The organism is Aphanizomenon sp. UHCC 0183, assembly GCF_009712065.1.
GTDB lineage: Bacteria > Cyanobacteriota > Cyanobacteriia > Cyanobacteriales > Nostocaceae > Dolichospermum > Dolichospermum heterosporum.
Genome location: NZ_VILC01000043.1, coordinates 11,628 through 37,023 on the forward strand (window position 1 = coordinate 11,628; position 25,396 = coordinate 37,023).

The 25,396-nt window shown below is 40.5% G+C and carries 25 protein-coding genes; 13 read left to right on the top strand and 12 right to left on the bottom strand.

The genetic code is table 11. The annotated features are described in order from the left end of the window. Nucleotides 1-56: 56 nt before the first annotated feature. Entirely contained in the window at nucleotides 57-317 is a 261-nt protein-coding gene (grxC, locus tag FJR37_RS15575; RefSeq protein ID WP_039204789.1) for a glutaredoxin 3, read from the top strand. A gap of 117 nt (nucleotides 318-434) precedes the next feature. Further along, complete coding sequence (gene gshB / locus FJR37_RS15580; protein ID WP_039204787.1) at nucleotides 435-1,397, top strand: glutathione synthase; 963 nt, start codon at nucleotides 435-437, stop codon at nucleotides 1,395-1,397. On the opposite strand, the gene FJR37_RS15585 is transcribed toward gshB, so the two are convergent. The 4 genes from FJR37_RS15585 to FJR37_RS15600 form a co-directional block, all read right to left on the bottom strand. Continuing rightward, nucleotides 1,387-1,683 carry a hypothetical protein gene (locus FJR37_RS15585; RefSeq protein ID WP_168466455.1) on the bottom strand — a complete coding sequence of 99 codons (297 nt, stop codon included), beginning with the start codon at nucleotides 1,681-1,683 and terminating at the stop codon, nucleotides 1,387-1,389. The two genes, gshB and FJR37_RS15585, sit on opposite strands and share 11 nt — an antisense overlap. 82 nt (nucleotides 1,684-1,765) lie before the next feature. Beyond that, nucleotides 1,766-3,064 carry a cell division protein FtsZ gene (ftsZ, locus tag FJR37_RS15590; RefSeq protein WP_039204701.1) on the bottom strand — a complete coding sequence of 433 codons (1,299 nt, stop codon included), beginning with the start codon at nucleotides 3,062-3,064 and terminating at the stop codon, nucleotides 1,766-1,768. 915 nt (nucleotides 3,065-3,979) lie between these two features. After that, nucleotides 3,980-4,921, bottom strand: coding sequence for a cell division protein FtsQ/DivIB (locus tag FJR37_RS15595; protein WP_168466456.1), 942 nt, complete (start codon nucleotides 4,919-4,921; stop codon nucleotides 3,980-3,982). Nucleotides 4,922-4,966: 45 nt separating this feature from the next. Beyond that, nucleotides 4,967-5,329, bottom strand: a complete 363-nt coding sequence (locus tag FJR37_RS15600) for a hypothetical protein (RefSeq protein ID WP_053540619.1) — start codon at nucleotides 5,327-5,329, stop codon at nucleotides 4,967-4,969. A gap of 945 nt (nucleotides 5,330-6,274) precedes the next feature. On the opposite strand from FJR37_RS15600, the gene FJR37_RS15605 reads away from it, so the two are divergent. The 6 genes from FJR37_RS15605 to psaI all read left to right on the top strand — a co-directional run bounded on the left by FJR37_RS15605 (nucleotide 6,275) and on the right by psaI (nucleotide 13,931). Beyond that, on the top strand, nucleotides 6,275-7,105 hold the full coding sequence (locus FJR37_RS15605; protein WP_039205072.1) for a photosystem II manganese-stabilizing polypeptide: 831 nt from the start codon (nucleotides 6,275-6,277) through the stop codon (nucleotides 7,103-7,105). A gap of 1,311 nt (nucleotides 7,106-8,416) precedes the next feature. Continuing rightward, the gene (locus FJR37_RS15610; protein ID WP_168466457.1) at nucleotides 8,417-9,211 is read left to right on the top strand and encodes an RNA polymerase sigma factor SigF; all 795 of its coding nucleotides are present in this window, start codon (nucleotides 8,417-8,419) and stop codon (nucleotides 9,209-9,211) included. A 661-nt stretch (nucleotides 9,212-9,872) separates the two neighbouring features. Then, nucleotides 9,873-10,745, top strand: a complete 873-nt coding sequence (locus tag FJR37_RS15615; protein WP_039205069.1) for a hypothetical protein — start codon at nucleotides 9,873-9,875, stop codon at nucleotides 10,743-10,745. Between the two features lie 2 nt (nucleotides 10,746-10,747). Beyond that, entirely contained in the window at nucleotides 10,748-10,996 is a 249-nt protein-coding gene (locus FJR37_RS15620; protein ID WP_039205067.1) for a hypothetical protein, read from the top strand. 362 nt (nucleotides 10,997-11,358) lie between these two features. Further along, on the top strand, nucleotides 11,359-13,692 hold the full coding sequence (locus FJR37_RS15625) for a hypothetical protein (RefSeq protein WP_168466458.1): 2,334 nt from the start codon (nucleotides 11,359-11,361) through the stop codon (nucleotides 13,690-13,692). A 98-nt stretch (nucleotides 13,693-13,790) separates the two neighbouring features. Next, entirely contained in the window at nucleotides 13,791-13,931 is a 141-nt protein-coding gene (psaI, locus tag FJR37_RS15630) for a photosystem I reaction center subunit VIII (RefSeq protein ID WP_071992853.1), read from the top strand. Nucleotides 13,932-14,302: 371 nt separating this feature from the next. Here psaI and FJR37_RS15635 read toward each other — a convergent pair whose 3' ends face one another. From FJR37_RS15635 to FJR37_RS15660, 6 genes are all read right to left on the bottom strand, one after another. Then, nucleotides 14,303-14,422 carry a photosystem II reaction center protein J gene (locus FJR37_RS15635; RefSeq protein WP_015081481.1) on the bottom strand — a complete coding sequence of 40 codons (120 nt, stop codon included), beginning with the start codon at nucleotides 14,420-14,422 and terminating at the stop codon, nucleotides 14,303-14,305. A 208-nt stretch (nucleotides 14,423-14,630) separates the two neighbouring features. Then, nucleotides 14,631-14,750, bottom strand: coding sequence for a photosystem II reaction center protein L (locus FJR37_RS15640; protein ID WP_015081482.1), 120 nt, complete (start codon nucleotides 14,748-14,750; stop codon nucleotides 14,631-14,633). Nucleotides 14,751-14,759: 9 nt separating this feature from the next. Further along, the gene (psbF, locus tag FJR37_RS15645) at nucleotides 14,760-14,897 is read right to left on the bottom strand and encodes a cytochrome b559 subunit beta (protein WP_010997987.1); all 138 of its coding nucleotides are present in this window, start codon (nucleotides 14,895-14,897) and stop codon (nucleotides 14,760-14,762) included. Nucleotides 14,898-14,906: 9 nt separating this feature from the next. Next, complete coding sequence (psbE, locus tag FJR37_RS15650; protein ID WP_039205063.1) at nucleotides 14,907-15,155, bottom strand: cytochrome b559 subunit alpha; 249 nt, start codon at nucleotides 15,153-15,155, stop codon at nucleotides 14,907-14,909. A gap of 111 nt (nucleotides 15,156-15,266) precedes the next feature. Next, nucleotides 15,267-16,286 carry a photosynthesis system II assembly factor Ycf48 gene (locus FJR37_RS15655; RefSeq protein WP_168466459.1) on the bottom strand — a complete coding sequence of 340 codons (1,020 nt, stop codon included), beginning with the start codon at nucleotides 16,284-16,286 and terminating at the stop codon, nucleotides 15,267-15,269. Between the two features lie 138 nt (nucleotides 16,287-16,424). Next, complete coding sequence (locus FJR37_RS15660) at nucleotides 16,425-16,769, bottom strand: rubredoxin (protein ID WP_168466460.1); 345 nt, start codon at nucleotides 16,767-16,769, stop codon at nucleotides 16,425-16,427. A 261-nt stretch (nucleotides 16,770-17,030) separates the two neighbouring features. Between FJR37_RS15660 and FJR37_RS15665 the strand changes: the two genes are divergently transcribed. From FJR37_RS15665 to FJR37_RS15675, 3 genes are read left to right on the top strand one after another with little or no spacing between them, the layout of a single operon-like run. After that, nucleotides 17,031-17,393, top strand: a complete 363-nt coding sequence (locus tag FJR37_RS15665) for an NAD(P)H-quinone oxidoreductase subunit 3 (RefSeq protein WP_027404721.1) — start codon at nucleotides 17,031-17,033, stop codon at nucleotides 17,391-17,393. Beyond that, the gene (locus FJR37_RS15670) at nucleotides 17,384-18,121 is read left to right on the top strand and encodes an NADH dehydrogenase subunit K (RefSeq protein WP_027404722.1); all 738 of its coding nucleotides are present in this window, start codon (nucleotides 17,384-17,386) and stop codon (nucleotides 18,119-18,121) included. The genes FJR37_RS15665 and FJR37_RS15670 overlap by 10 nt, the downstream gene beginning before the upstream one ends. Continuing rightward, the gene (locus FJR37_RS15675; protein WP_039205062.1) at nucleotides 18,114-18,641 is read left to right on the top strand and encodes an NAD(P)H-quinone oxidoreductase subunit J; all 528 of its coding nucleotides are present in this window, start codon (nucleotides 18,114-18,116) and stop codon (nucleotides 18,639-18,641) included. The genes FJR37_RS15670 and FJR37_RS15675 overlap by 8 nt, the downstream gene beginning before the upstream one ends. Before the next feature lie 838 nt (nucleotides 18,642-19,479). Here the strand turns inward: FJR37_RS15675 and dxs are convergent. Then, nucleotides 19,480-21,387 carry a 1-deoxy-D-xylulose-5-phosphate synthase gene (dxs, locus tag FJR37_RS15680; protein ID WP_039205061.1) on the bottom strand — a complete coding sequence of 636 codons (1,908 nt, stop codon included), beginning with the start codon at nucleotides 21,385-21,387 and terminating at the stop codon, nucleotides 19,480-19,482. Between the two features lie 800 nt (nucleotides 21,388-22,187). Between dxs and FJR37_RS15685 the strand changes: the two genes are divergently transcribed. Then, a complete protein-coding gene (locus FJR37_RS15685; protein ID WP_168466461.1) occupies nucleotides 22,188-22,961 on the top strand; it encodes a Tic22 family protein in 774 nt (257 codons plus the stop codon). A gap of 22 nt (nucleotides 22,962-22,983) precedes the next feature. Beyond that, nucleotides 22,984-23,892: a peptide chain release factor N(5)-glutamine methyltransferase gene (gene prmC, locus FJR37_RS15690; RefSeq protein WP_168466462.1), complete on the top strand. Its 909-nt coding sequence runs from the start codon at nucleotides 22,984-22,986 to the stop codon at nucleotides 23,890-23,892. A gap of 99 nt (nucleotides 23,893-23,991) precedes the next feature. On the opposite strand, the gene glyA is transcribed toward prmC, so the two are convergent. Further along, a complete protein-coding gene (glyA, locus tag FJR37_RS15695; protein ID WP_039205057.1) occupies nucleotides 23,992-25,275 on the bottom strand; it encodes a serine hydroxymethyltransferase in 1,284 nt (427 codons plus the stop codon). Between the last annotated feature and the right edge of the window lie 121 nt (nucleotides 25,276-25,396).

Genomic DNA, 25,396 nt, shown 5'->3' on the forward strand with positions numbered 1-25,396 from the left:
ATTACCTATTAACTTAGGTCTAAAATTAAGAAGTATTACATTTTGTTGAAAATATTATGGCTGCAAAAGTAGAAATTTACATTTGGACAACTTGCCCGTTTTGTATGCGTGCTAAAAGTCTACTGAAAAGCAAAAGTGTTGATTTTATCGAATACAACATTGATGGAGACGAAATAGCAAGAGATAAAATGTCTCAAAGAGCTAATGGAAAACGCTCCTTACCACAAATTTTTATTAATGATGTTCACATTGGTGGTTGTGACGATATCCATACTTTAGAGCGTCAAGGTAAGTTAGATGAAATGCTAGTTTCTTAAAATATTGTGGATCAGATCCCCGACTTCTTGCTCTCCTTTTTCCCTGAGATGAATAAATTAATTGGAGAAGTCGGGGATATTTAATATTAAAACTCCTAGATAAAAGAGGTATAAAGAGTGAAACTAGCTTTTATTATTGATCCCATCCATCGGCTTGATCCATGTCATGATACCACTGTTGCTTTGATGGAAGCAGCGCAAATTCTAGGACACGAAATTTGGATGACTCAGACAAATTTGCTGAGTGTGATTGATGGTAAAGCTTGGGCTGTGTTGCAGCAGGTAGAACTTGTCCCTGTGGAGTTACTAGAGGGGCGTTGGTTAGCGGTTAATCCTTGGTTTAAATTAAGCCCTAGTGCCTTTACTCCTTTAGAAACAATGGATGCCGTATTTATGCGGACAGATCCACCTGTTAATGATGCTTATCTTTATGCTACTTATATTCTGGATTATGTTGACCAAAATAAAACTTTAGTGATAAATGATCCGGCAGGGATTCGTGATGCTAATGAGAAAATGTATGCTCTCCAGTTTAGTGAATGTATTCCCGAAACGATTGTCAGCGCTAACAAACAGGTAATTCGCCAGTTTGTGGAAGCGAAAGAAGCAACAATTCTCAAACCACTGGGGAATAAAGCTGGAGAGGGAATTTTATTTTTACAATCAGGCGATCGCAATTTTAATTCCATTGTTGAACTTAGCACGCTTCAAGGTCAAGTTCCCGTTATGGTACAAAATTATTTACCCCAAGCCAAGGAGGGAGATAAACGGATTATCTTACTCAATGGTGAACCCATAGGTGCGCTAAATCGCCTTTCTAGTGGTAGTGATTTTCGGAATAACATGGCAACAGGTGGCACAGTTGCTCAAACCACCATTACCCCAAGAGAACAGGAAATTTGCAGCCATTTAGCCGCAAAACTCCGGCAAGATGGCTTAATTTTCGTGGGTATTGACGTAATTGGTGGCTACCTAACGGAAGTCAATGTCACAAGTCCCACAGGCATCCGGGAAATTGACCGTCTTGATGGTACTCACCTTGCTCATCAGGTCATTCAATGGGTAGAAGCTAATAAATAGGCAGGGGAGTAGGGGGAGTAGGGGGAGTAGGGGAGTAGGGGGAGTAGGGGAGAAATTTCTTCGTTCTTTGTTCTTTGTTCTTTGTTCTTTGTTCTTTGTTCTTTGTTCTTTGTTCTTTGTTCTTTGTTCTTTGTTCTTTGTTCTTTGTTCTTTGTTCTTTGTTCTTTGTTCTTTGTTCTTTGTTCTTTCTTCTTTCTTCTTTCTTCTTTCTTCTTTCTCCTGAACTCCTGAATGGGCGCAGGCCCTGCGCCCCTACCTCCTGATAGCGCAGCGTGGCGTTAGCCATACTCCTGAACTTCTAACAACTTGTATACACCAGCCTCAACTGAGACTGTAAATTTAATCTAAAATCTCATATCCACTATCATTTAATTTTTTGGTGGTGTTCGTCGTCTTTGCAGAAAATCGGGGATATCCAAGGAAGGTTTTTCTTTTGGTTGTTCTACAACTGGACTGGGGTTATTGACAGGTTGTTGTAGTGGTGAGGGTCTTCTGGTAGTTGTGGGAGTGGGTGTGACGACTCTAGGGGTAACTACGGTTTGTGCTGATGGAGGTTGGATGTCACCTGTAAATCCAGTTGCAATTACAGTAATTCTGACTTCTCCTTGCAGTCTGTCATCAATTACCGCTCCAAAAATAATATTGGCATTAGGATCAACGACTTCATAGATTGTTTCTGCCGCAGCATTAACTTCATGAAGGGTCAGATCACTACCACCAGTGATATTAAAGACAACTCCCCTAGCTCCTTCAATAGAACATTCTAGCAAAGGTGAAGAAATTGCGGCGATCGCAGCTTCTCTAGCTCTAGACTTGCCCGAACTCACACCAATTCCCATCAAAGCTGATCCCGCATCAGCCATCACAGCCCGCACATCAGCAAAGTCAACGTTGACCAATCCAGGAATGGTAATAATATCAGAAATTCCTTGCACACCTTGACGCAATACATCATCAGCATAGCGAAAAGCTTCTTGCACGGGAGTTTGTTCAGGAATGACTTCCAATAACTTATTATTGGGAATAATAATTAAGGTATCTACCCGACTTTTCAAGCCTTCAATCCCTTGTTCTGCTTGGCTAGTGCGTCTGCGTCCCTCAAAAATAAATGGACGAGTCACCACACCAACAGTAAGAGCGCCCATTTCCTTGGCTATTTCTGCCACAATTGGGGCTGCACCTGTACCTGTGCCACCACCCATACCAGCAGTAATGAATACTAAATCCGCGCCTTCTAAAGCAGTAGCAATTTCATCACGAGATTCTTCCGCCGCCTTTTGACCAATTGCCGGATTTCCTCCCGCACCCAGTCCTCTAGTTAATTTTTGTCCAATTTGCAAACGACTAGGAGCGCCCGCTAAAGTCAAAGCTTGAGCATCAGTGTTAATTGACCAAAACTCAACACCGGATACATCAGACTCAATCATGCGGTTGACAGCATTACCACCACCACCACCTACACCTATCACCTTAATATTAGCAACACGGCCTGGCACAATTTCACCAATACCGCTATTTTCAGGAGAAATTCTCTTGCTATCCTTACCTTGGGCAAAATTTAGCCCAGAGTTACTAAAGGGATTATTTGAGTTCACAGCCTGGGAGAACCCTAGTTGTCCTGGAGTTTGAGAGTTATTAGTCAGCCCTTGGTTATTATCAAGTGTCATTGGATTTGTGAAAGGTATATAAACGACTTTTTTCGGTGTAATTCACCTACGAGTCAACCAATTGCCAAAATTTGTCTTGGCAGCGGATTTTATTTTTTTTGCTATTTCCCAGCCTATATGATGGCAGGTTAAGATGTGATAATTTGTCCATGAAAGAGGTATAAAACCTCAGTTGTAGGGTCAGATATTCAGACTATTGCCGGCTAACCCTTTTACTTATGGATTGTTGATTAGCTTTACAGTTTATGATCTGGCAACTGCCAAGATAGTTAAGACATCAATTGATTATGAAACTCTGTTGATCACAGGATTTTACTCAGTGATTCCTAACTTATGTGACTCCTTCCATATCAACCCCTGATCTTGCTGACTCCCCCCTATTATTAAAAAGTATAGTTCCAAAAAGTATAGACATTCATTGATCTCATCCTTATTTATCAGCAACAGATTAATTCAACAATAGCGTTAGCTAAACTTCTCCGTAGCCCCCACTATAACAAAACAACCCTATCTATGGATTTCAGGCTGTTGGAAATGCTTGACAGCAGGCACTTAACTAGCTATTAACTGTTTGACAAAGCTTAATGCTAGTACCGCAGGGCGTTCGTCAAAAGTCAAAAGTAATATTGAGCAAGCTTTTTGGCAATTGAGAATGGTTCATTCACTTAACCGGCAGTGTACTAGCAATAATTTTTAATAACCTCCCCACGTTTTTTGATGAATGTTTTTTAGTTACTAACTTTACAACCTCTGGCATGATTTTGTAACTAATGGCTAAAGAATCCCATATCTATATGTGTAATATATACCTAATTTACAAAAATATGAAATTAGCAACTGAAGTTACTAGTTTAAATGATTTGTCTGTTGAGCTAGGCACAGGCAGAAGGAGGTAGAAAGCAAAAATGTTGATTGTCAACGGATTGGTGTTTTGTTCAGTAAGTCTGATTTCTTGATAACTAAGCCTGATTTTTTTTGATTCATTTGTACTAATGGAATAGCAGGATTTTTGAGATCAATGTAATCTATATTACTAGGATTAACTTCATTTGGTAAACGGCGCATTTGGACAAGTGCTTGAATTTGTTCAGTTAATCTATTGCTAGGGCTACCTAAATGGACATTTCCTAATTCAGTTTTCAAAATTAAATTCGTAGGATCTTGAAAATTAATTTCTGTCACTTGGAGAGAACTGCTACTGATAGCTTCATAAAGTTGCGTCCAGAATGGCTGGTATTGGGCGATCGCCCCAATTACTATGAGTCGAGGTAATTTGGAGTTGGGGCTAATGGAGATATAGCCTGATAAAGGCATCCATACGCCACTAGCATCCAACAAACCCAGTTCATTTTGTTTGTTAGCCGTACTGCTATTTTGTAAACAAGACTTAACCTCAGCAGACTTACCCGTGAAAGCCGGATTTAGCACACAACTAGTTACCGTTTGATCTTCAGTTATTTGAGCTATCGCCACTGGTATTCGTTCCTGGATTTCAATAATTAAACCAGGAGGTAATAAACGGCGGCTAACCGTAGCTTGGGCAATGTTCGGTTGTTTTCTTAAAGAATCAGCAATTAGGGCAGGTTGAACTCGCCACAAAGACTGAGGAGACGACAACCCCAACAATGAATAAATGTCCTTTTGCGTCAAAACTTGACCACCAGATTTAATCACTATTTGCCCCGAATCCTTTAACACCCACATCGGTTGGATTGCCCCCCAGAATAAAACCGCAGCAAATCCAGTTACAGCCAGCGTCCGCCAAATAGCCTGAAGAATTTTGAGTTGTCGCTGCCGACGTAATTTTTGGCGGCGTTGAGCTAAATTTGTCCGAGAAACTGATAATATCCCAGCCATGCAACCCTCTTATGAATATCAATCCAATCTACAAGATAAATTGAACTATTCTAACGAGTCATCAACTTTGAAAACATCATGAGTATATTTGGGAAGATCATCCTCATCACTAACTTCCTCCGACAAATTTACTAACAAAGCTTTTATTCGCATTCGCGCAATATAAGGCCAACCACCCTCAGACTCAATATCTCGAAGTAGCGAGTATAATCTTTGGCGATTAGTCGGCAAATTTTCCTGAAATACTCCATCCCGAATTTCTTTGTGCAACTTTTCTAAATGACGTAACAAAGATAATAATGCAATCACATCTCCTTCACAGTTCTGAGCTACATCTTTAACCGCACCGGAAATCGCCTGTAGCTGGTAGGACAAATCCCCAGATGCACAATTTTGATCATGGTTCATGGAACGGTTTACTCCATAAAACTAATACGATACTGGAAAAGTCCCTAAATTGATCAACAAAAAAGTCATACAGCAGAATTAGAGACTTCCAAATAAAAAAATGTCCCAAAACTGATGCAGAAATTCTCTCTCTGTGTACTCTGTGCCTCTGTGGTTCGTTTCTTAGGATAATTTATTTCTTGGAAGTCTCTTACTGGAGTTTCAGAGTCAGGAGTAGAACCGTCTTGGTGTCTGGCTTTACCTCATTAATCTGCTATTTGCTGTATAGCGGTGAGTAAGTTGGCGTTAAAAATTATTGGTCGAACTCACGGACAAGAGAACAAATTTTGGGCAACTTTACTTTTCGTTACATATTACTCTTGTGAGAAGCCGCTCCGCGTCTACGGCTTTTTGCCGTTCACCTACTTAGAGTTAGAGACTTCCAAATAAAAAAATGTCCCAAAACTGATGCAAAAATTCTCTCTCTGTCTACTCTGTGCCTCTGTGGTTCGTTTCTTGGGATAATTTATTTCTTGGAAGTCTCTTATGCACTGAAATGAGAGACAAAAATTAGGTCAACAGCCATCCAGCACTCCCGACTACTAAAAGAGCGCAGGGACTGCACCCCGAACTCCTAAATATATAACTTTCTAACTATTCTCAGGTAAGGAGAATCCTTGATGCTAAGGTAGAGAAGGCTTTTTCATGATTTGTGCTGTACAACAGCCAAATTTAACCACTAGAGCGCTTTGATTTTGAGTTAAAAAAAATCGTATGATCTGGCTAATTTCCCTATCCAAACACTCTTGTTGTATGTCCTGAAAACACATACATCATCCAAAATGGATGTGGTTCGCTGCTTAGTCTATGGTTTAAATTCCCGACTCAGGAACGCAATGCGTCCAAGTACGTTTACTAAAGCAGTTTGACAACTTAAATATTAACTTTTTGAGATTGAGGTTAACCATGAGGTATCGCGCTTTAATTGTTGCTTTCTTGGCTCTATGCTTAGGGCTAATCACCGCTTGCAGTGATGAACCTTCCACCAGCGTCCGTGATGTACTCACTTACGAACAAATTCGTGGCACTGGCTTGGCTAACAAATGCCCCCAACTAGCAGAAACTAGTCGTGGTTCAATTGCTATTGATCCCAGCGTGAAATATAGCATCAAAGAACTTTGTTTAGAACCAACCAGTTTCTTTGTTAAGGAAGAACCTGCCAACAAACGTCAAAAAGCAGAATTTGTACCTGGTAAAATTATGACTAGATATACTTCTACCATTGACCAAGTACAAGGTCAGCTAACCAGTAATGCAGACAAGAGCTTAACCTTTAAGGAAGAAGATGGTCTGGACTTCCAAGCTATCACCGTTAAACTTCCTGGTGGTGAACTAGTACCCTTCTTATTTACCATCAAAAACTTAGTTGCACAAACACAACCTAATTTAACTAGCATCAATACATCCACTGACTTTGAAGGAACTTTTAAAGTACCTTCCTATCGTGGCGCTGCTTTCTTAGATCCTAAAGGTCGTGGTGTTGTCAGTGGCTATGATAACGCTGTAGCTTTACCAGCCGGATCTGATAATGAAGAATTGACCCGTACTAATGTTAAACGTGCAGAAATTCTCCCAGGTAAAATTTCCTTACAAGTAGCCAAAGTAGACAATACTTCTGGTGAAATAGCTGGAACTTTTGAAAGTGAACAACCTTCTGATACAGATTTAGGTGCAGGTGAACCTAAAGAAGTGAAGATTCGTGGTTTGTTCTACGCACGTATTGAACCCCTTTCCTAAAATATTGATACAACATCATAGGAGCGTATACTGTACAAATATTTTAGCAATTTAGTAACTTAATATACCTCTATGATGTCGAAAATGAATTCAGAAGTCACAAGAATTGATTTGTGATAATTACCCCAGCCAAGATGTACTCAGCTATTAATGTGCATCTTGGTTTTTTTATACTCAAAACGGCTTAATAATTTGATTCTGTGGGTAGGGGTAAAGCAAAAGCTTAATGGTGTCAACTTAAGCCCTGGCGAATGGAATTCACGGCTACACAAACAAAGTCCGCCTGCGCGGACTAAGGAAAAATCAAGGATTGAAACCCACGCAGGTGGGTTTTGCCTGTGTAGACGCGGTTTCTAACCGCCCGTTTTACGTTAAGTTGACACCTATGAAGCTCTTGCTTTACCCCTACAAATCTCGGTTTTTCGTAATTTTGTAAAAGTCCATGTCTCAACCGTGTTTAGTATCCCAAGACCTATAACCAAATCTTATGATTAATTAGTTAAATTAAGTACAATCCCGGTTTAATATTAAATGGCTAATTGTATATTTTAAGTTTATGACAATTATCTAATAAATTACAAAACCTACTTGGATTAGTTAAGTAAAAAAAACAGTGTAACGATATTACTATTACTGATCGTATTTTTTAACGCAATTACAGCAATTTCCTAGTGGTAAAACTTGCACTTGACATATAAGCGGGAGTCAAGAGTTAAAAGTCTCTTGCTGTATAAGGACTGCTGAAAAAACGTAACCCGTAAATGAATCAAAGGTTTGAGGTTGATAAAAAGGAAAATAGGTGCAAGGTTTTTGAGGGTGTAGTACCAAAAAGGAGCATTTTACCTCTAATAAACTTAAAAGTTTGGGGATGACAGATATCTGAAACTGTCCCCGTGGCGTAGCACCTGTTACCTCCCTTCACTAGAAGACTTATTCAGCAAACCCTATATAGCCTTTACTTGATGCTCTCTATCTCATTTCAGTACATACCCTGATACGTAACATAGGGTGGCTTCAATTCTGTATCTCTACATCTAGCCGAATATAGTTCTTATTTTTACGGCAGTTTCCCCGATAAAGGAGAACACGGGCAACGTTTCAAAAGAAAGAAAAAAAACTGCGATCGCAGCTAGTAGTCTGTCAACCCGAAAATGACGGGTGAAGGCAAGCAGGGGGAGAAGAGAGGCACCGGGGGCAGGGGAGGGAAGAACAGAAGTTTTTTACGATCATTACCCGTCAAAATAAATTTGACGAACTACTAGTTTAAAAGCAACTATATACCCAATTTACTTGTTTAAAAATCAAACTGTTATGACTAATACAACTACAAACGAAACAAATAATAATGAACTCAAACATGAAATTTCACAGTTGTTGCGGGAGTATCAACAATCCCGTTCTGAAAGAGTCCGCAATCAGCTAGTACAACTCAATTTGGGATTAGTCAGAAAGGAAGCGCATTATTGGATTAATCAGTGCGATGGGAGCTATGAGGATCTTATTCAAGTAGGCTGTATAGGCTTAATTAAAGCAATTGAGAAATTTGAACTTACTAAGGGCAATGCTTTTAGTTCCTATGCGATGCCCTACATTCGGGGTGAAATTCAACACTATCTGCGAGATAAAGGTGTAACTGTAAGAATACCCAGACGGTGGTTAGCACTACAACAACAAGCTGTTGGGCTTTCTCGTTCTCTCCGTGAACAATATAATCGCCAACCTACTGATAGGGAATTAGCTGTGGCATTGCAAATTTCTCTGAGTGAATGGCAAGAAATTAAATTAGCATGGATTAATCGCGCCCCTTTAAGTTTGGATGTACCTATACAAGATGAGGAAGAAGGTTCTACTTCTTTGGGTGAGTTAGTTCCAGATACCAGATATCGCAGTTTTCAACTAGCTCAAGAAGACCAAATTCGTTTACAACAAGCTCTGATTAAGTTAGAAAAACGGACTCGTGAGGTTGTTGAGTGTGTGTTCTTGTACGATTTAACTCAAAAGCAAGTAGCAGCACACTTAGACATTAGTGTTGTGACAGTTTCTCGCCAAGTTAAAAAAGGCTTAGACTTGTTGAAAAAAATTATGGTTGGTGCGACAGAAGATTAGTTATGGAATAGGATTACGAAATATCAAAATTTAGGTTATAAAGAGGACAGAAACAAGGGCTGATCAGCAACATTTTATTCCTTTGACACTCTCAGGGCTAAAGCCGCTGAGATTCTTGGTTCAACGAGTCCACTTAGCTTAGATCCCTTGCGGTATCTAAGTCAGAGGTGGTTCTCTCCCCAAGCGTTAACTTTCCTCCCGCCCGGAGGTAGTTGCATTGCTGCAAATTTTTATTGAGTTTAAATCCTGTGTCGTGTTTCGACTACTTCGACTGCTTCGACTACGCTCAGTACAAGTTCGCTCAACACAAGTCTAGCTCCCATGAGGATTTTACCTATTCGGAGGGCAGTCACTAGAACTATGGAATAGAACCCCATATCAACAAGAGTCAAGGTACAGAAAAGCCGTTAGGCAGCTAGGTTTTTAGACAGGTTGATTACCGTTCCTGTTGTGAACAGTATAACACCATTAAGTACAAATGCGATGAACCTTTACGTACTTTAACCAATCTTTACAAAAAAAACTCTATGCGGTTAAAACTGCACAAGTCGCTTATATCTCAGGTCTAAAGACATGGTTCCTGAGCTTGTCGAAGGACTGAGTTTTACGCTTACCGGATGTCTCTATAAACAAACTTTCCTATAGTTTTTAAGAACAGCTAATGAGTAAAAATTCCCATATTGCTGCCGCAGCTATTTTAACAACCTTGGTACTTACTGGATGTACTATAGGTGAACCACCAACAGCTACTAATCCTGCCAGTCCTCAATCAAATCCTGGTCTTCAAGTAACTACTCCGAAGCCGGCACAGCCACCATCTTTGACTCAACCTTTTAATAATCCTCTTGTATCTAGTAAACTACCCGTGAGTCCTGGTTCAGTTGACAGTTTGATTCAACCAACAAATGGTACGGAGCGTTTGTTGGTGGTACAGAAAGGAAGAACTGATCCTTTTGGGCAAATTGTAGAGTCAATAGGTGTGACAAAAACTAAGCTCCCTGGCGAGAAAATTGCTGTTCCTAAATTACCCCCTTTACCTACAGCAACTCAGCCGAAACCAATAAAAACAATAGCAACTAAACCAGCAATTTTGTTACCGAAGAAGCCATTACAGACCGCCCGAAAACCCTTGATCAGACCAGTTTTACCTACGGTTTTGGCTGGATCTGTACCGTCTCCTAAACTGAAGACGATATTACCACCAGCACCACAACCAGAAACGGCTAAAGGTGTGATTGTGACTGGTGTAATTTTAATTGGTAAAGTACCTCAAGCAATTGTACAAGTACCGGATGAGCCAACTAGTAGATATGTACAGCCAGGACAAAGACTGGTGAATGGGGTGTTGGTAAAACGGATTGAAATGGGCAAAGGTGCTAATCCGACTGTGATTTTGGAACAGTACGGTGTGGAAGTTGCTAAACAAGTAGGGGAACAACCAGCTAAAGTATCTAAACCAGCTACTACAGCTTCTGTGGGTAATCCTATTTCGATGGTGAAGCCGATGGGAAATCTTGTGGGGGCGGCTTCATAGTTATGAATTTACAAGAGCAAATAACATTTGCTGGTTTACCTTTGGCTGTATATCGGGAAGTGGCGGCGCATCTTCGTCAGGTGGTAGGTGTGGAAGTGGGACTAATTCCCCAAGCATCTGTGGAGTTTGATTACAACCAAAGTCAAGTTTCTGGCTTATGGGTTTCATGGACATCAACTGCTGATGAGGAAAGTCGGGAAAAGTTTAAGCAGATAGTGGCTTATTATCAAAATCGCTATAAGTTGCTTTGAACATAAGATTTGATGATGTTAATCAACGCAAATTTAATAACCTGCAATTCTGATTTAATGTGGAATGGTGCGTTACGCTGTCGCTAACGCACCCTACTTTTTTGCTTCTGCACTTTATTTAACTGGCAAGTAACAACTGATAAGTAGGTGAACACAATAAAACCAAACTGTGTAAAGAAACGTAAAATCACTGAAAACTTCTTTACTCTTGCCTCTTGCCTCTTGCCTCTTGTCTTGCTATGACGACAATTTTCAACGCCAACCTACTTAACTTAGGTTAACAGAAGATAGCTGGGTTAAACTGACAAGCAGGTTAATGCAAAATATTTATTGGCTGCTCTTCGGTTTAGGCGTTATTTATAATGGAAAACTGGCAATTTCTGATACAGAAACAGGGGGATCATACTTGGCGCACGTTGGAGTCGTCAAATTTGGAGATTTGGGCAGGTAATTACCGAGTTTTGGCTCGTTCTGGTCTAAATAATACGGATGTTGATGTGCGAGTTACCCATATATCTACTGACGAAGTTCCGCCGAAACGGAGACTTCTGAAGCGATCGCGTCGGACTAATAGTGAAGGACTGATGGCTGTAATTCCTTTTACGCACTTTAAACCAGGGATTTGGGAATTACGCTGCTCTGGGGATATTATGTCAGATATGCTGGGTCAGTCCTGGCAACGTACCCTCCTTATTCAGGTATCACCCCTAGAAACTAGCTCTACGCCGCCTCCTCAACTGGTTGAGGAATGTGATCTGGCTGTGGCGACTGATGCTGATACTGAAGTCAGTATTGTGATGAATCACGGTACTCCCGTCTGGTTTAAGGGGGAAACAACTGAGCAGATTTTACAAAACTTATTAGATTTAGCTTTACCTGAAGATGAATCCTTACTAGATGAGGAGACTATTGAAAATGCGCCGATTTTACCACCACCTCTACTACTGAATCTGAGTTTAGATCAAGATACTTATATTGTTCGTTGGGGGGACAATTTTACGATTCATGGTGATGTGGAAGTAAATGAAATAGAGAATCTGGAAGATGAAGGATTTTCTCTGGGGGGACTTTGCCAACTCCGGCTAGAAATTGCATTGCGATCGCCTTTAGAATCAAAAGTTATCAACCGGATTCAGCAGCCATTAACAAATCAAGTCTTACCTTTTGGTTTTAGCAGTTTGATTAATATTCCCCTCAACTGTGAATCTAAGTTACTTTTAGCAGATATTAATTTATATGGTGCATTAACTGATGTTGGTGAGATCATTCTTTTGGCTAATCATACCTTCACGATTACAGCCAATGTCACTGAATTACTAGCACGACAAACTTTCCCATCCCATTCCAGTTACGCTTTACCAGAAATAAATTCACCGATTAAGCCTAAGCCCTCTATCAAGATTCGATTAGAACTTTTTAATGTGGCTAAAACGCCAAATTTAGCCCAGTTTCACATTTTAAAGCCCTCTCCAAACCAACCTTTGCCACCCCAGATTAAACCTCTAGTATCCTTGAAAGTTTTTTCACCACAATTACCAAATTTACCTCAAAATCCCACACCTGAGATTACTACTAATTCGCCACCAAACTCTCTGGCAAAAACCCTGGCTATTCATCCAATTGATTTGAAAAAGTTGGTAATTAAACCAGTCCATACTACTTTACCTTACTTGAAACGGTTGCAGGTTAAGCGGACTCCAGGGGAAACAGTCACCGATCAGTTAGATGTTGCTGAGAAAGAATTAGCACCTCTGAAGAAGTCTCCACTTTTACCGACTGTAGGAACTTCATCAGTAAAAATATTGAAATCACCAATTGATGAGTCTATCCTGGAGGACACATCCTATGCGGAATTAATCGCGGGAATTGTGGCGGGGGAGAACTGCTTGCAGCAGGACTTCCCGATCGCAGATGAGGAATTGAATGTGGTTGATTCTCAGGAAAATTACTTAATTCCCCAGGATGAGGAATTGAATGTGGTTGATTCTCAGAAGGATTCCTCTCTCTTACAACAATGGGTGGACGGTCAAGGATACTTATTAATTGAAGCTGTTTCTGAAGAATCTTTAGACAATGATGCTGATGAGGAAATAGCAACTCAGGTAGATTCTATTGCTGATAATCTTCTTTTAGAACTTAATGAACCGGAAATAGTCACTATCACCAGTCCAATCATAACCCAGCCGGGATGGTTGTCTCAAGAAATAGTTATAGATGATCTGGTGGTGGCAGAGGATGGGGATAGCTTGGGTGATGAAGCTATAGATGATCATAATTATTCTCTTGTCCCGGAGGATAAAGCTACACCAGAGAAATCTGGCGTGATGATGGAGTCTTTACCAACTCCTCAATTGTTTTTACCAGAGGGTGAACTTGTTGCTGGTACATCTGTAATGGTGCGTGTAACAATACCCGAAGTTTCATCTGCGTTAGCTATTAAGTTATGGGTGGAAGATTACCAAACTCGGAGTCTCCTGGATGGACCACATATCCTATCAGATTTACGTTCTAATGCCTGGGGAGAAGAAGAAACGGCAATTTACTTCAAAGTTCCTTTTGGCTGCTTAGAAATCCGGTTATCGGCGATCGCTCTTGATCAGACTACTCAGCAAGAAAGTGACAAATTCACCATTATTAAAACAGTAATTCCCCCTAATTTACCAACCATAGAACTGGATGAAATGTTGGGAATGTAAAAAGCTGTGTTAAAAATCTTGATAATTTGGCAAATTAGGGATGGTTTTGCAGTAAGCTCAATTTGAATTGTAGTAAGACTTTACAGGACTTTAATTCTATGTCAAGTTCATTTTTGCCTACTATTTTGGCTTATTCCTCCTTTTTACCCTCTATCCTCGTTCCCCTAACTGGCTTGGTTTTACCAGCAGTTATTTTCGCATTTTTGTTTTCATACATTGAAAGCGAAGATATTGCTTAATTAGAGTATGGGTAATTGGTTAACGTGAGTTCGACACGGAGAGGGGTTGGGGTGAGGTTCAATGACTCCTACGTCGTCACGCTACGCTATCGAATTCACGTTTGGTTACTTGATTTTTTCGCCAATTACTTATTTACAAACAAAACCGCCTAAATCATTGATTTAGGCGGTTTTTATAGCGATTTTTGCAGAATAAGTTCAGAAATGATAATCAAGCAAAAATCCAGTTTTTTGTATTTCTAATTGCTATCTTCTTCCAGAATAGTAGTTATCAGGTAGGTGAGGACAGAAATTGGTGAAAAAAGTCATAACACAAAAGACTTTCAAACTGCCTATTCCCTGTTCCCTATTCTCTGTTCCCTGCTATGGGATTACATTGAAGAACCAATTCCTGAGTAAGATCCATAAAAGAAAATACCTACAACAGTTATTACACCTAATCCTGCGATCGTAGCGACGACCCACAGAGGAATTCTTCCACTTCCAGACACAGTTTTTTCCTCACTTACAAAAATTGTCGGTTGTCAGTTGTCAGTTGTCAGTTGTCAGTTGTCAGTTGTCAGTTGTCAGTTGTCAGTTGTCAGTTGTCAGTTGTCGGTTGTCGGTTGTCAGTTGTCAGTTGTCAGTTGAGAATATTCTTTCTGTAACTTGTTACCTATTACCTATCACCTAACTAGCAACTGACATTAAAAAGTCCAGTTAGTTAAAGAAGTAACTGGAAAATAGAATTCCCAGAACGAAGACTAATAGTAGTCCGAGATAGAGAGAGGTACGGTTTAATTCAACCGGTTGTTGATTGGGATTAGGCGTTCTTTCCATGATTAACTCCTAGCGTTGGATAAACTGCATTGAGGCGATCGCGCCCAAAAAGAATACAGTAGGGACAGCTAAGGTATGCACCGCGATCCATCTGACTGTAAAAATGGGATAGGTAACTGGTTGATTGATGTTATTACCGCTAGTCATGATCTCAAATTACTTTCCAATAAATGTTTCTACTTGTTTTTTTGCGTCAAAACGATCACTTACAATTGGCACTTCTTGACGGACTTGAGTAAAATACTCATTAGGACGAGGTGTACCAAATACATCATAAGCCAGACCAGTGCTGACAAATAACCAACCAGCAACAAACAATGCGGGAATGGTGATGCTGTGAATTACCCAGTAACGAATACTGGTAACAATGTCAGAAAACGGACGTTCTCCAGTGGTACCTGCCATTTATTTCACTCCCTTATCAAAAACTATTATTGAGTTTATTATCCTACAAAGTTTAGACAGAGTTACAACTTACAACTTTCTTCTGGCGAATACATCCATAGTTGGGTGTAATTAAGCCGCTGGGGCTGTTGTTGCCTCTGGTTTGGGGTTATATTTGAGTAAAACACCGCGATCGCCAATGATAAAGCCTTGATCAGGGCTAAAAAATACAATTTTGTAAAGATTAGCTGCAACTGTTTCTACATCACGGTCTTTTTCCCAAGTTTTACCACCATCAGTGCTGCGGAGTAAATTACCGCTACCACCACCGACCCAAATTTCCTCAGGTGTCCGATAAGCTAAATCCAGTAAACCCCAACTCGTAGATAACTCTGGATATTCTCCCTCTAACCACTCTTCAGGTTTTGTCGGATCACTAAACTGGACCTGACCACCCCGTGCTAACAACCACATTTGTCCATCGTTAGTAAAACCCATATTTTCCAAACGACGGGAACTATTGCGGTTATGGGGTTGCCAAGCATTTTGACCAGGTTCCCAAGTGGAGTAAAAACTCCCTTTCGCAGAAACAGCGATATACTTACCATCGGGCGATCGCTCCAAATTCCGAACCACGCCAACAGCCGCCTCCAAACTGGCTTTCCAGTTTTGACCACCATCTGTAGTTTGGTAAATAGCCCCCACATCAGTAGCCATTTCTGCTGTATTTTCGCCTATTGCCGTCACAGCAATCGGATTACCCGGTAACTTTTCGCTTAAAGAAATCCGTGACCAAGACTTACCCTCATCAGTAGTGTGGAGTAGCAGAGAAGGTTCTCCGGCAATCCAACCTTCCTGACCAGAGAAACTAACCGAGTTAAAACGATATCGAGGATCATCCAACTCTAATTTTAGCGGTTGCCAAGTCTCACCACCATCATTAGTTTCTAAGAGAGTGGCATTACCGCCCACCAAGTAACCATGTTGAGAGTTGCCAGTAAAGCCAATATCTAGCAACTTCGCATCCGTGGGAACATTAATCACTTGCCAGGGATTGTAGCTAAGAGAAGAAACACTACTACACCCAATACAAGCGATAACTACTATTAATGCGGCAACAAACTTTTGCCACTTTTTTACAATTGAGTGCATCAGTATTACTGAGGTTTTCCTAAATTTGGTAGATTTTTGTCGAATTCCCTGCAAAGAGAAGTTCTTTCTGTTCCCTGTTCCCCGTTCCCTGTTCCCTGTTCCCTGTTCCCTGTTGCTCGTAAATAAAGATAGCGGTTTTTACTGTAGTCCGTAAAGGCTAATGAAAAACAAGAATCCCAGAGCCAAAGCCCCAAAAATCAAAATGTTCTTTTGAGTTGGTGTCAGCGTATTACCACCTAAACCGTAACCCAAATTCTCCTTAAAGCCAGAGGCAGTACCCGCCGGTCCAATATTCGCAAAAGCAGTTTTCTTGGCTATACAAACTGGACAACGCCAATTTGTCGGTAGTTCTGCAAAAAGTGTTCCGGGGGGAACATCACTTTTATCGTCTCCCTTCTCAGGTTCATAAACATAGCCGCAAGAGCGACACTCATAGCGGTCTAATACTGGAGTTTCCATAGCTTGTTCAGCTTGTTCACTCATGGCTTTTAGTCTCGCTTCAGGGGAATTATTAAATATACGTTACAAATTATGACATAATTGTTGGACTTTTCTATCACTAATCAAAAGGATTCAAATACAAGGATCTACTCTGTTGCCCAGATTTCAGAAAACCCTAAAAGATATAATGTAAAAGAACATTATCCATATATTTCACTGAACACTTGTCAGTTGCCACCTATCAAGCCATAAAACTGATAACTGATAGCTTATTCCTTACACCATTAGCGGTAGAAAAACATTGTGTTTGTTCTTAGCGGTTACGAGTACCTTCTAGGCTTTTTCATCCTGTGTAGCCTAGTACCAGTCCTAGCACTGTCAGCCTCAAAAATTCTTAGACCCAGTGGGAACAGTCTAGAAAGACGCACTACCTACGAATGCGGACTAGAACCTACTGGCGGAGCTTGGATTCAGTTCAACATTCGCTACTATATGTTTGCTCTAGTCTTCGTTGTTTTTGACGTAGAAACAGTATTTTTGTATCCCTGGGCAGTTGCATTTAACCGTTTGGGTTTATTGGCATTTATCGAAGCCCTAGTCTTTATTTCGATTCTTATCATCGCCTTAGTTTACGCATGGCGGAAAGGAGCTTTGGAATGGTCTTAAATTCTCATATCATCACCCAGGACACAGAACAAATCATCAACCCCATTCAACGTCCTACAGTCACCCATGAACTGTCAGAAAACGTGATTTTAACCACCGTTGATGACCTTTACAACTGGGCGCGGCTTTCTAGTTTGTGGCCTTTACTGTTTGGTACAGCTTGTTGCTTTATTGAATTTGCGGCATTAATCGGCTCTCGCTTCGACTTTGACCGTTTTGGGTTAATTCCCCGTTGTAGCCCCCGACAAGCCGATTTAATCATCACTGCCGGGACAATTACCATGAAGATGGCTCCCCAATTGGTGCGTCTTTATGAACAAATGCCCGAACCCAAGTATGTGATTGCTATGGGTGCTTGTACAATCACAGGGGGAATGTTTAGCGTTGACTCCCCGACAGCAGTGCGCGGAGTTGATAAGCTAATTCCTGTAGATGTGTATTTGCCTGGCTGTCCGCCCCGTCCAGAAGCGATTATTGACGCAATTATTAAACTGCGGAAGAAAATTGCCAATGAGTCCATGCAGGAACGGGATAACATCAAGCAAGTCCACCGTTACTACAGTACAACTCATAATATGAAGCCAGTTCCCGACATATTAACGGGTAAGTATATGCAGTCAGATACTCGCTTCAATCCGCCAAAAGAACTAACAGAAGCAATTGGTATGGCTGTACCCCCAGGATTGTTGACAGCAAAGACACAGAAGGAGGAACAAGCACGTGGCTGAAGAAGAATCGAAACCAGTTCCCGTAGCGGAATCAGCTTTAGTTCAACCCGGTAAAGTTTCCCAATGGTTAGCGGAAAATGGCTTTTTCCATGAGTTTTTAGAACTTGACGCTAACGGAGTAGAAATAATTAAAGTCCCTGCAAATTTTCTACTTCCCATCTCTACAGCTTTGTATGCCTATGGGTTTAATTATCTGCAATTTCAGGGCGGTATTGACTTAGGTGCAGGAGAAGAATTGGTAAGTGTTTATCATTTACTCAAAGTTAGTGATAATGCTGACCGTCCTGAAGAAATCAGGGTGAAAGTGTTTTTACCTAGAGAAAATCCCTCTGTACCTTCAGTTTACTGGATTTGGAAAACAGCAGACTGGCAAGAACGGGAAAGCTATGATATGTATGGCATCATTTATGAAGGTCATCCTAACTTGAAACGGATTTTGATGCCAGAAGATTGGGTAGGTTGGCCCTTACGAAAGGATTACATCTCACCTGATTTTTACGAGTTACAAAACGCTTATTAAGTATTGCTGGAATTGAATTTTCAGTAGTAACAATTAACCCCTTTCCAGTCGTGGAGAGGGGTTTGAATTATCAGCATTTATTTATGTAGGGTTTGCTGATAGCGTAGCGTTAGCCATATAACCCACATTCAGCATGAGTAAATATACTCAAAATATTTTTCCCAGCAGGTTATTTTGTCAAAAAAAGAATTTCATAAAACAGCTAAAACCCAATCATAATAACCAGTTCATGCTTTTTGCTATCTAGGTCGGTATTCAATGAATTTAATCTCAAACCAACTAATTTATTGACATTATTCTCAATAAACTTGATTCGAGCTTTAAATATATCGGCGATGGCTACGCCGCGCCGAAGGCATCGCTCTAATATAGAATTGCGTGTCATTGTCTGAAAGCCTTGTTATCATTGGGTTATGGATAATTCCGAAAATTCAAAAAACACCTGCGGAATGTGGGATATAAGAGACTTCCAAGAAATAAATTATCCTAAGAAACGAACCACAGAGGCACAGAGTACACAGAGAGAGAATTTCTGCATCAGTTTTGGGACATTTTTTTATTTGGAAGTCTCTAAAGCTAAAACCGTTTATTAATAAAGTTCCCTGTTCCCAAATCAGGATACCCAAGGTAAAAGGATAAACAGGATAAGGAAATACATATAAAATAATTGGCGTTGTTGAATTGAGGTATAAAAATCAAAAATTCCATTTCTCAAACTCTTACTCTTTGCGCCTTTGCGCCTTTGCGTGAGACGAATTTATACTTTTATCCACCAACGCCAAATAATTAAATCCTGAAAATCCTCAAATCCTGAAAATCCTGATTCAGACAATAAAAACTATTTCACACCAGCTAATTCCTTCTTAAAAAAAGCTTGTAAAACAGTTTCCGCAATTTGAGAACTACTCAAACCTAATGCTGCAAAAGATTGATCCGGCGTAGCATGATCTACCAAAATATCAGGGACACCAATCCGCTTCACAGGGACAACAATATCAGCATCAAGTAAAGCCTCAGCCACAGCAGAACCAAAGCCACCCATTAAACAACCTTCCTCCAAAGTCACAACCCGACCAATTTGTTTAGCCAAAGGTAAAATCAACTCAGTATCCAAAGGCTTAACAAAACGAGCATTAATTACAGTTGCTTCAATACCATGTTCGCTGAGAATTTCCGCCGCTTGCATTGCTGGGTAAACCATCGTACCATAGCCGACAATCAACACATCATCACCTTGGCGGAGAATTTCCCCCTTCCCGATTTCTAAAGCTTCCCAGCCTTCCTCCATTAAGGGGACACCGTGACCATTGCCACGAGGGAAACGCATAGCAATAGGTCCATCTGTGTAATTAATCCCAGTTACAACCATCCGTTGTAATTCCGCCTCATCCTTGGGAGCCATGACCACAATATTCGGAATACAACGCAGATAAGCAATATCATACATCCCTTGGTGAGTCGGACCATCAGCCCCAACAATCCCCGCCCGATCTAAACAGAAGAATACAGGTAGATTTTGAATGCAAACATCGTGAATAATTTGGTCAAAGGCACGTTGTAAGAAAGTGGAATAAATAGCAGCGACAGGACGCATACCTTCACAGGCTAAACCAGCCGCCAAAGTAATGGCGTGTTGTTCAGCAATACCCACATCAATATACTGATTAGGCAATTTAGCTTGTAGTTTATCTAAGCCTGTACCAGTAGCCATTGCGGCTGTGATACCGACAATTTTAGGATTTTGTTCCGCCAGTGTTACTAAAGTATGAGAAAAGACCTTAGCGTAAGCAGGAGGTTTAGGTTTACTAGAAGGAATCGCTTTACCAGTAGCCAAATTAAAGGGAGTTTGAGCGTGGTAGCCGACTTGATCTTTTTCTGCTAGTTCATAGCCTTTACCCTTAGTTGTGACTACATGAACTAAAACCGGGCCAGTAATTTGATGTGCCTGTTGGAATGTGGCAATTAATTCTTCTAAATTATGTCCATCAACTGGACCCATGTAGGTAAAGCCCAATTCTTCAAAAACTGCGCCGACTTTAGGAACTGCTAACCGCTTCATTCCTTCTTTGATGCGTTCCAGTTCTGGAGAGATAGATTCACCAACAAAAGGAAGATGTTTTAACTGTTCCTCAATTCCATCTGAGAGAAACTGCACAGGTGGACTCAACCGCATTTTATTGAGATAACGAGGAATCGCCCCCACATTGGGAGAAATTGACATCTCATTATCATTGAGAACCACCAGCAGATTAGTTTTGGGGAGGTGTCCAGCGTGGTTAATAGCTTCTAAAGCCATACCCCCGGTTAAAGCACCATCACCAATGACAGCAACGGTTTTAAATTTCTCCCCTTTTAAGTCGCGGGCTAAAGCCATCCCTAAAGCAGCGGAAATACTGGTAGAAGCGTGTCCTGCGCCAAAATGATCAAATTTGTTCTCGCAGCGTTTGAGATAACCTGCAACGCCATCTTTTTGACGGAGAGTATCGAAATTACTGTAGCGTCCGGTAATTAATTTGTGGGGATAAGCTTGATGTCCCACATCCCATGTGACTTTATCCCGATCTAAATCTAGGGTTTGGTAAAGTCCTAGTGTTAATTCGACAACGCCCAAACCAGGACCCAAATGCCCTCCAAAGGCTGCTACGGTTTGTAGGTGCTTCTCACGAATTTGACGGGCAATTTGTTGCAACTGCCGAATTGACAAACCATGCAACTGGTTAGGATGGGTAATTTCACTCAAGTGCATATTATCGGCTTTTCCTCTTTAGGTCTTCTTTTAGCATGATTTTATTTTCCCACTTCCGGTGGCTTCTAAAATCTGACTGTCGTTAATTGTTGTTGTTTAACTATAACTTTTGTACGTTTTTAAGATTCATAGATAAATTTTTGCTTCATTCTTGGATGAGAATAGTATCAATGTTAAATCTTGATTTTAACTGTATACTAATCTGGCAACTGGCATAAATTAAGTAATTGGACAAAAATATTTACAGTCATTGCGAGGGAAGGGAAGCAATCACAACCCTGGGAATTGCTTCATTTCACTTCGTTGCATATGACTAACACCACGCTGCGCTAACGCAATGACATTGTGTAATTAATTCTGTCTCACTACTTATAACCTCCCAAAACCGCCAAACACCTAATCAACTGCTTTTTGGTGGTTTTTGGAACGTTAGATGTAATCAGAGCGTCATTAAACAGAGGATGGAATGGGAAAACATCAGGATCTTCTTTCTTCCTAGAGAAGACATATAATAGGGTTTTCAGGCTTTTGGGTGGGGTAATGGAAATGAATAGCCAGGCAAAAATAAAAATAAAATAACTTTAATGTGTATATTCAGTTTCTAGAGGTGATAATATCATCACCACCAAAAGGTTTGACAAAATCCTATTTTGAGAATTGATAGTTGATACCAAATAGCTACCATAAGTTTTTTGTAAAATAAATGGTCTGCTATATGACTAAAACTAGTTATTGGTATATAAATCTGACAATTTGTCTAATTGCTGGCATTCATGAAATTATTGAAGTGAGGAGTGAGCATGAAATTATTAGTAAGTTGGGGCTTGACATTGGGTTTGGCTGGTAGTGTGATGTTTGGCGGAATATTGGGAATCAATAACCTGCAAGCCTTAGCTTTACCACAGGAGCAAGTGGTAAAAACTTTACAAGAAGTACCCGTTTTTACACTAACTAATGCCCAAGGAGAATTTGTAGTTATCTCTAGGAAAAATCAATCCAAGACTATTTCCCAGGTAGGCTTTTTTCTGAGCAAGAAAGATGCTCAGATTTTTCTAGAACAGCGACTAAAAAAAGAAAATCCTCAGTTAGCAAGCACTATCAAAATCACACCTCTTTCTTTAGCAGAATACTATAAATTAGTTGTAGAAAATAATAAGAAGAAAGACTCTAATATAGTTTTTAGCTTAGTCCCTAGTAAACAACAAGTGGATCAAGCAATAACCATGCTGAATACCAGCGGTAAAACAGACAAAAAATTTGATGGTATTCCTTTGTTTGTGCCAAAATTTAAGCAAGACAATAGCTATTTAACAATTCCCAAAGGACAATCAGGAAAGGAGCGATTAATTCCTTTCTATTTTGAAAAAGAACAAGCAGTGGCTCTTTTAGAAGCATTTAAAAAGGCTAAACCACAGGAAGCAGCTAATACAGAAATTCAAGTATTAGATTTGTATAGAGTGATTGATACACTCAGTAGTAGTAATGATCCCAGCACTAATAAAATTTTCTTGTTTCCTTCACGGGAGTCAATAGAATTTATTCGTTCTATAGTTCCCGCGCAACCCAAGAAATAGAAAATTATTTTTACCTCCTGATATGTTAAAGCCAAATTATAAGGTTTCTGGATTAGAACTTTGGCAGTGGCGAACAACCGCAATTCAAGCGGCTATAGCTGCGGATATATCCCCAATGGAGGTAGATTGGCTATTATTAACAATAGCTAATTTAGACCGCTTGGCACTGCGTTTGGAGTCTTTCAAAATATGGCAGGAAATCCCCATAAAATTGTCTTTAACAGAATTAGAGCAATTGTGGCAAAGGCGATTAGATGACCGTTTACCGGTTCAGTATATTGCGGGAATGACGGCTTGGCGAAAGTTTCAACTCACGGTATCCAATGCGGTCTTAATTCCTAGACCAGAAACAGAGATATTGATTGATTTGGCTGTGGCTGTTGCTAATGATGAGGTGAAAACAGGACATTGGGCGGATTTGGGGACGGGTAGTGGGGCGATATCCATCGGTTTAGCTGAAGTCTTTACAGATGCGATGATTCATGCTGTAGATATTAGTCCTGCTGCTTTAGCCGTAGCTGAAACCAATGCTGAAAATTTGGGTTTTGGGGAACGGATTCAATTTTATCAGGGTTCTTGGTGGCAACCTCTAGAATCTCTCAAGGGTCAGTTTAGCGGTATGGTGTCCAATCCGCCCTATATTCCTAGTGATACGGTCTTAACTTTACAGCCGGAAGTGGTTAAACATGAACCTCATTTAGCTTTAGATGGTGGTGCAGATGGTTTAGACTATATTCGTCATTTAATTAATGTTTCCCCTGATTATTTGCGTCCTGGAGGGCTGTGGTTAATTGAAATGATGGCAGGACAGGCGGAAATGGTGCGGGAATTATTGGTAAGTAATGGGAATTATGGCAATATTTCTATTCATGCTGATTTAGCGGGAATTGAACGTTTTGCTGTGGCTTGTAAACGAGAGTTTGACTACTGATTGGGCGCAGGCCCTGAGACTGACTGGGCGCAGGACCTGCGCCCCTACCTCCTGTTATGGATTTTGGATTACGGATATTAACCCAAAATCCAAGGTTGCTTAAGCTAGGGCTGGTACGGGAATTTCTAAGTGAGGATATAATGGGAAGCGATCGCACAATGCCGCCACTCTCATTAAACAATCTTTAGTTACTGTATCTGAATCGGGGGAAAGTAGGCGATCGCTAATAATATTCGCAACTTCCGTAAATTCTGCCACACCTAAACCTCTAGTTGTCATCGCTGGAGAACCCAATCTTAAACCACTGGTAACAAAAGGTGATTCAGTATCAAAGGGAACTGTATTCTTATTCGCGGTGATATTCACAGTGCTAACTAGTTGATCTCCTTTCTTCCCAGTCATGCCAACAGAACGTAAATCTACTAACATCAAGTGATTATCAGTGCCATTAGACACTAATTTAAAGCCTCTGTTTTGTAATTGAGTAGCCATCGCCCGAGCATTTGCAATCACCCGCCCAGAATAGTCTGTAAACTCAGGTTTGAGAGCTTCACCAAAAGCTACAGCCTTACCAGCAATGACGTGTTCTAGTGGTCCACCTTGAGTTCCGGGGAAAACTGATTTATCCAGCTTTTTACCCAATTCGGCATCACGGGTCAAAATCAAGCCACCTCTTGGACCACGTAAGGTTTTATGAGTTGTAGTTGTGACAACATCACAATAGGGCAGGGGATTGGGATGATGACCAGTCGCCACTAAACCAGCAATGTGAGCAATATCTGCAAGTAAATAAGCACCAACTTCATCAGCAATACTGCGGAACTTTTCAAAGTCAATAATCCGAGGATAGGCTGAATAACCACAAATCAACAGTTTAGGACGTTCTTTGATCGCTAAATCACGGATTTGGTCATAGTCTAGTTGTTCGGTTTCTTTACTTACGCCATAATGACGGACTTGAAACCATTTACCAGAAACATTCACTGGTGAACCGTGAGTCAGGTGTCCCCCATGAGATAAGTCCATACCCATAATTGTGTCTCCTGGTTGCAGCAGGGTCAGGAAGACGGCAAAATTAGCTTGGGCGCCGGAATGGGGTTGAACATTAGCATGAGCCGCACCAAATAGCTGTTTAGCTCGGTCAATGGCTATTTGTTCAATTTTGTCAACAAACTCGCAACCGCCATAGTAGCGTTTACCGGGTAAGCCTTCAGCGTATTTATTGGTTAATACTGAACCTTGAGCAGCTAATACGGCAGCGGAGGTAAAGTTTTCACTGGCAATTAATTCTAGGTGATCACGTTGACGCTGTAATTCTTGGTTAATTAGTTCATTAATGGCAGGATCGGAGTTTTTTAGTAGGTCTGAGTTAGTTTTTGTCATTTTGATGATGCTGATAAAGTTGATGAAAATTGAAATTGGGGTTAAACCTATTACCAAAGTTGTAAATTAGGCAATTTGTTTATTATAAGAATTTAGACGGAAAACCTTTGGAGACTTCCAA

Bases quoted from the DNA above. Each gene is read 5' to 3' on its own strand.
- grxC (WP_039204789.1), top strand. From the start codon at position 57: ATGGCTGCAAAAGTAGAAATTTACATTTGGACAACTTGCCCGTTTTGT.
- FJR37_RS15585 (WP_168466455.1), bottom strand. From the start codon at position 1,683: ATGGCTAACGCCACGCTGCGCTATCAGGAGGTAGGGGCGCAGGGCCTG.
- ftsZ (WP_039204701.1), bottom strand. From the start codon at position 3,064: ATGACACTTGATAATAACCAAGGGCTGACTAATAACTCTCAAACTCCA.
- FJR37_RS15595 (WP_168466456.1), bottom strand. From the start codon at position 4,921: ATGGCTGGGATATTATCAGTTTCTCGGACAAATTTAGCTCAACGCCGC.
- FJR37_RS15600 (WP_053540619.1), bottom strand. From the start codon at position 5,329: ATGAACCATGATCAAAATTGTGCATCTGGGGATTTGTCCTACCAGCTA.
- FJR37_RS15605 (WP_039205072.1), top strand. From the start codon at position 6,275: ATGAGGTATCGCGCTTTAATTGTTGCTTTCTTGGCTCTATGCTTAGGG.
- FJR37_RS15610 (WP_168466457.1), top strand. From the start codon at position 8,417: ATGACTAATACAACTACAAACGAAACAAATAATAATGAACTCAAACAT.
- FJR37_RS15615 (WP_039205069.1), top strand. From the start codon at position 9,873: ATGAGTAAAAATTCCCATATTGCTGCCGCAGCTATTTTAACAACCTTG.
- FJR37_RS15620 (WP_039205067.1), top strand. From the start codon at position 10,748: ATGAATTTACAAGAGCAAATAACATTTGCTGGTTTACCTTTGGCTGTA.
- FJR37_RS15625 (WP_168466458.1), top strand. From the start codon at position 11,359: ATGGAAAACTGGCAATTTCTGATACAGAAACAGGGGGATCATACTTGG.
- psaI (WP_071992853.1), top strand. From the start codon at position 13,791: ATGTCAAGTTCATTTTTGCCTACTATTTTGGCTTATTCCTCCTTTTTA.
- FJR37_RS15640 (WP_015081482.1), bottom strand. From the start codon at position 14,750: ATGGAAAGAACGCCTAATCCCAATCAACAACCGGTTGAATTAAACCGT.
- psbF (WP_010997987.1), bottom strand. From the start codon at position 14,897: ATGACTAGCGGTAATAACATCAATCAACCAGTTACCTATCCCATTTTT.
- psbE (WP_039205063.1), bottom strand. From the start codon at position 15,155: ATGGCAGGTACCACTGGAGAACGTCCGTTTTCTGACATTGTTACCAGT.
- FJR37_RS15655 (WP_168466459.1), bottom strand. From the start codon at position 16,286: ATGCACTCAATTGTAAAAAAGTGGCAAAAGTTTGTTGCCGCATTAATA.
- FJR37_RS15660 (WP_168466460.1), bottom strand. From the start codon at position 16,769: ATGAGTGAACAAGCTGAACAAGCTATGGAAACTCCAGTATTAGACCGC.
- FJR37_RS15670 (WP_027404722.1), top strand. From the start codon at position 17,384: ATGGTCTTAAATTCTCATATCATCACCCAGGACACAGAACAAATCATC.
- dxs (WP_039205061.1), bottom strand. From the start codon at position 21,387: ATGCACTTGAGTGAAATTACCCATCCTAACCAGTTGCATGGTTTGTCA.
- FJR37_RS15685 (WP_168466461.1), top strand. From the start codon at position 22,188: ATGAAATTATTAGTAAGTTGGGGCTTGACATTGGGTTTGGCTGGTAGT.
- prmC (WP_168466462.1), top strand. From the start codon at position 22,984: ATGTTAAAGCCAAATTATAAGGTTTCTGGATTAGAACTTTGGCAGTGG.
- glyA (WP_039205057.1), bottom strand. From the start codon at position 25,275: ATGACAAAAACTAACTCAGACCTACTAAAAAACTCCGATCCTGCCATT.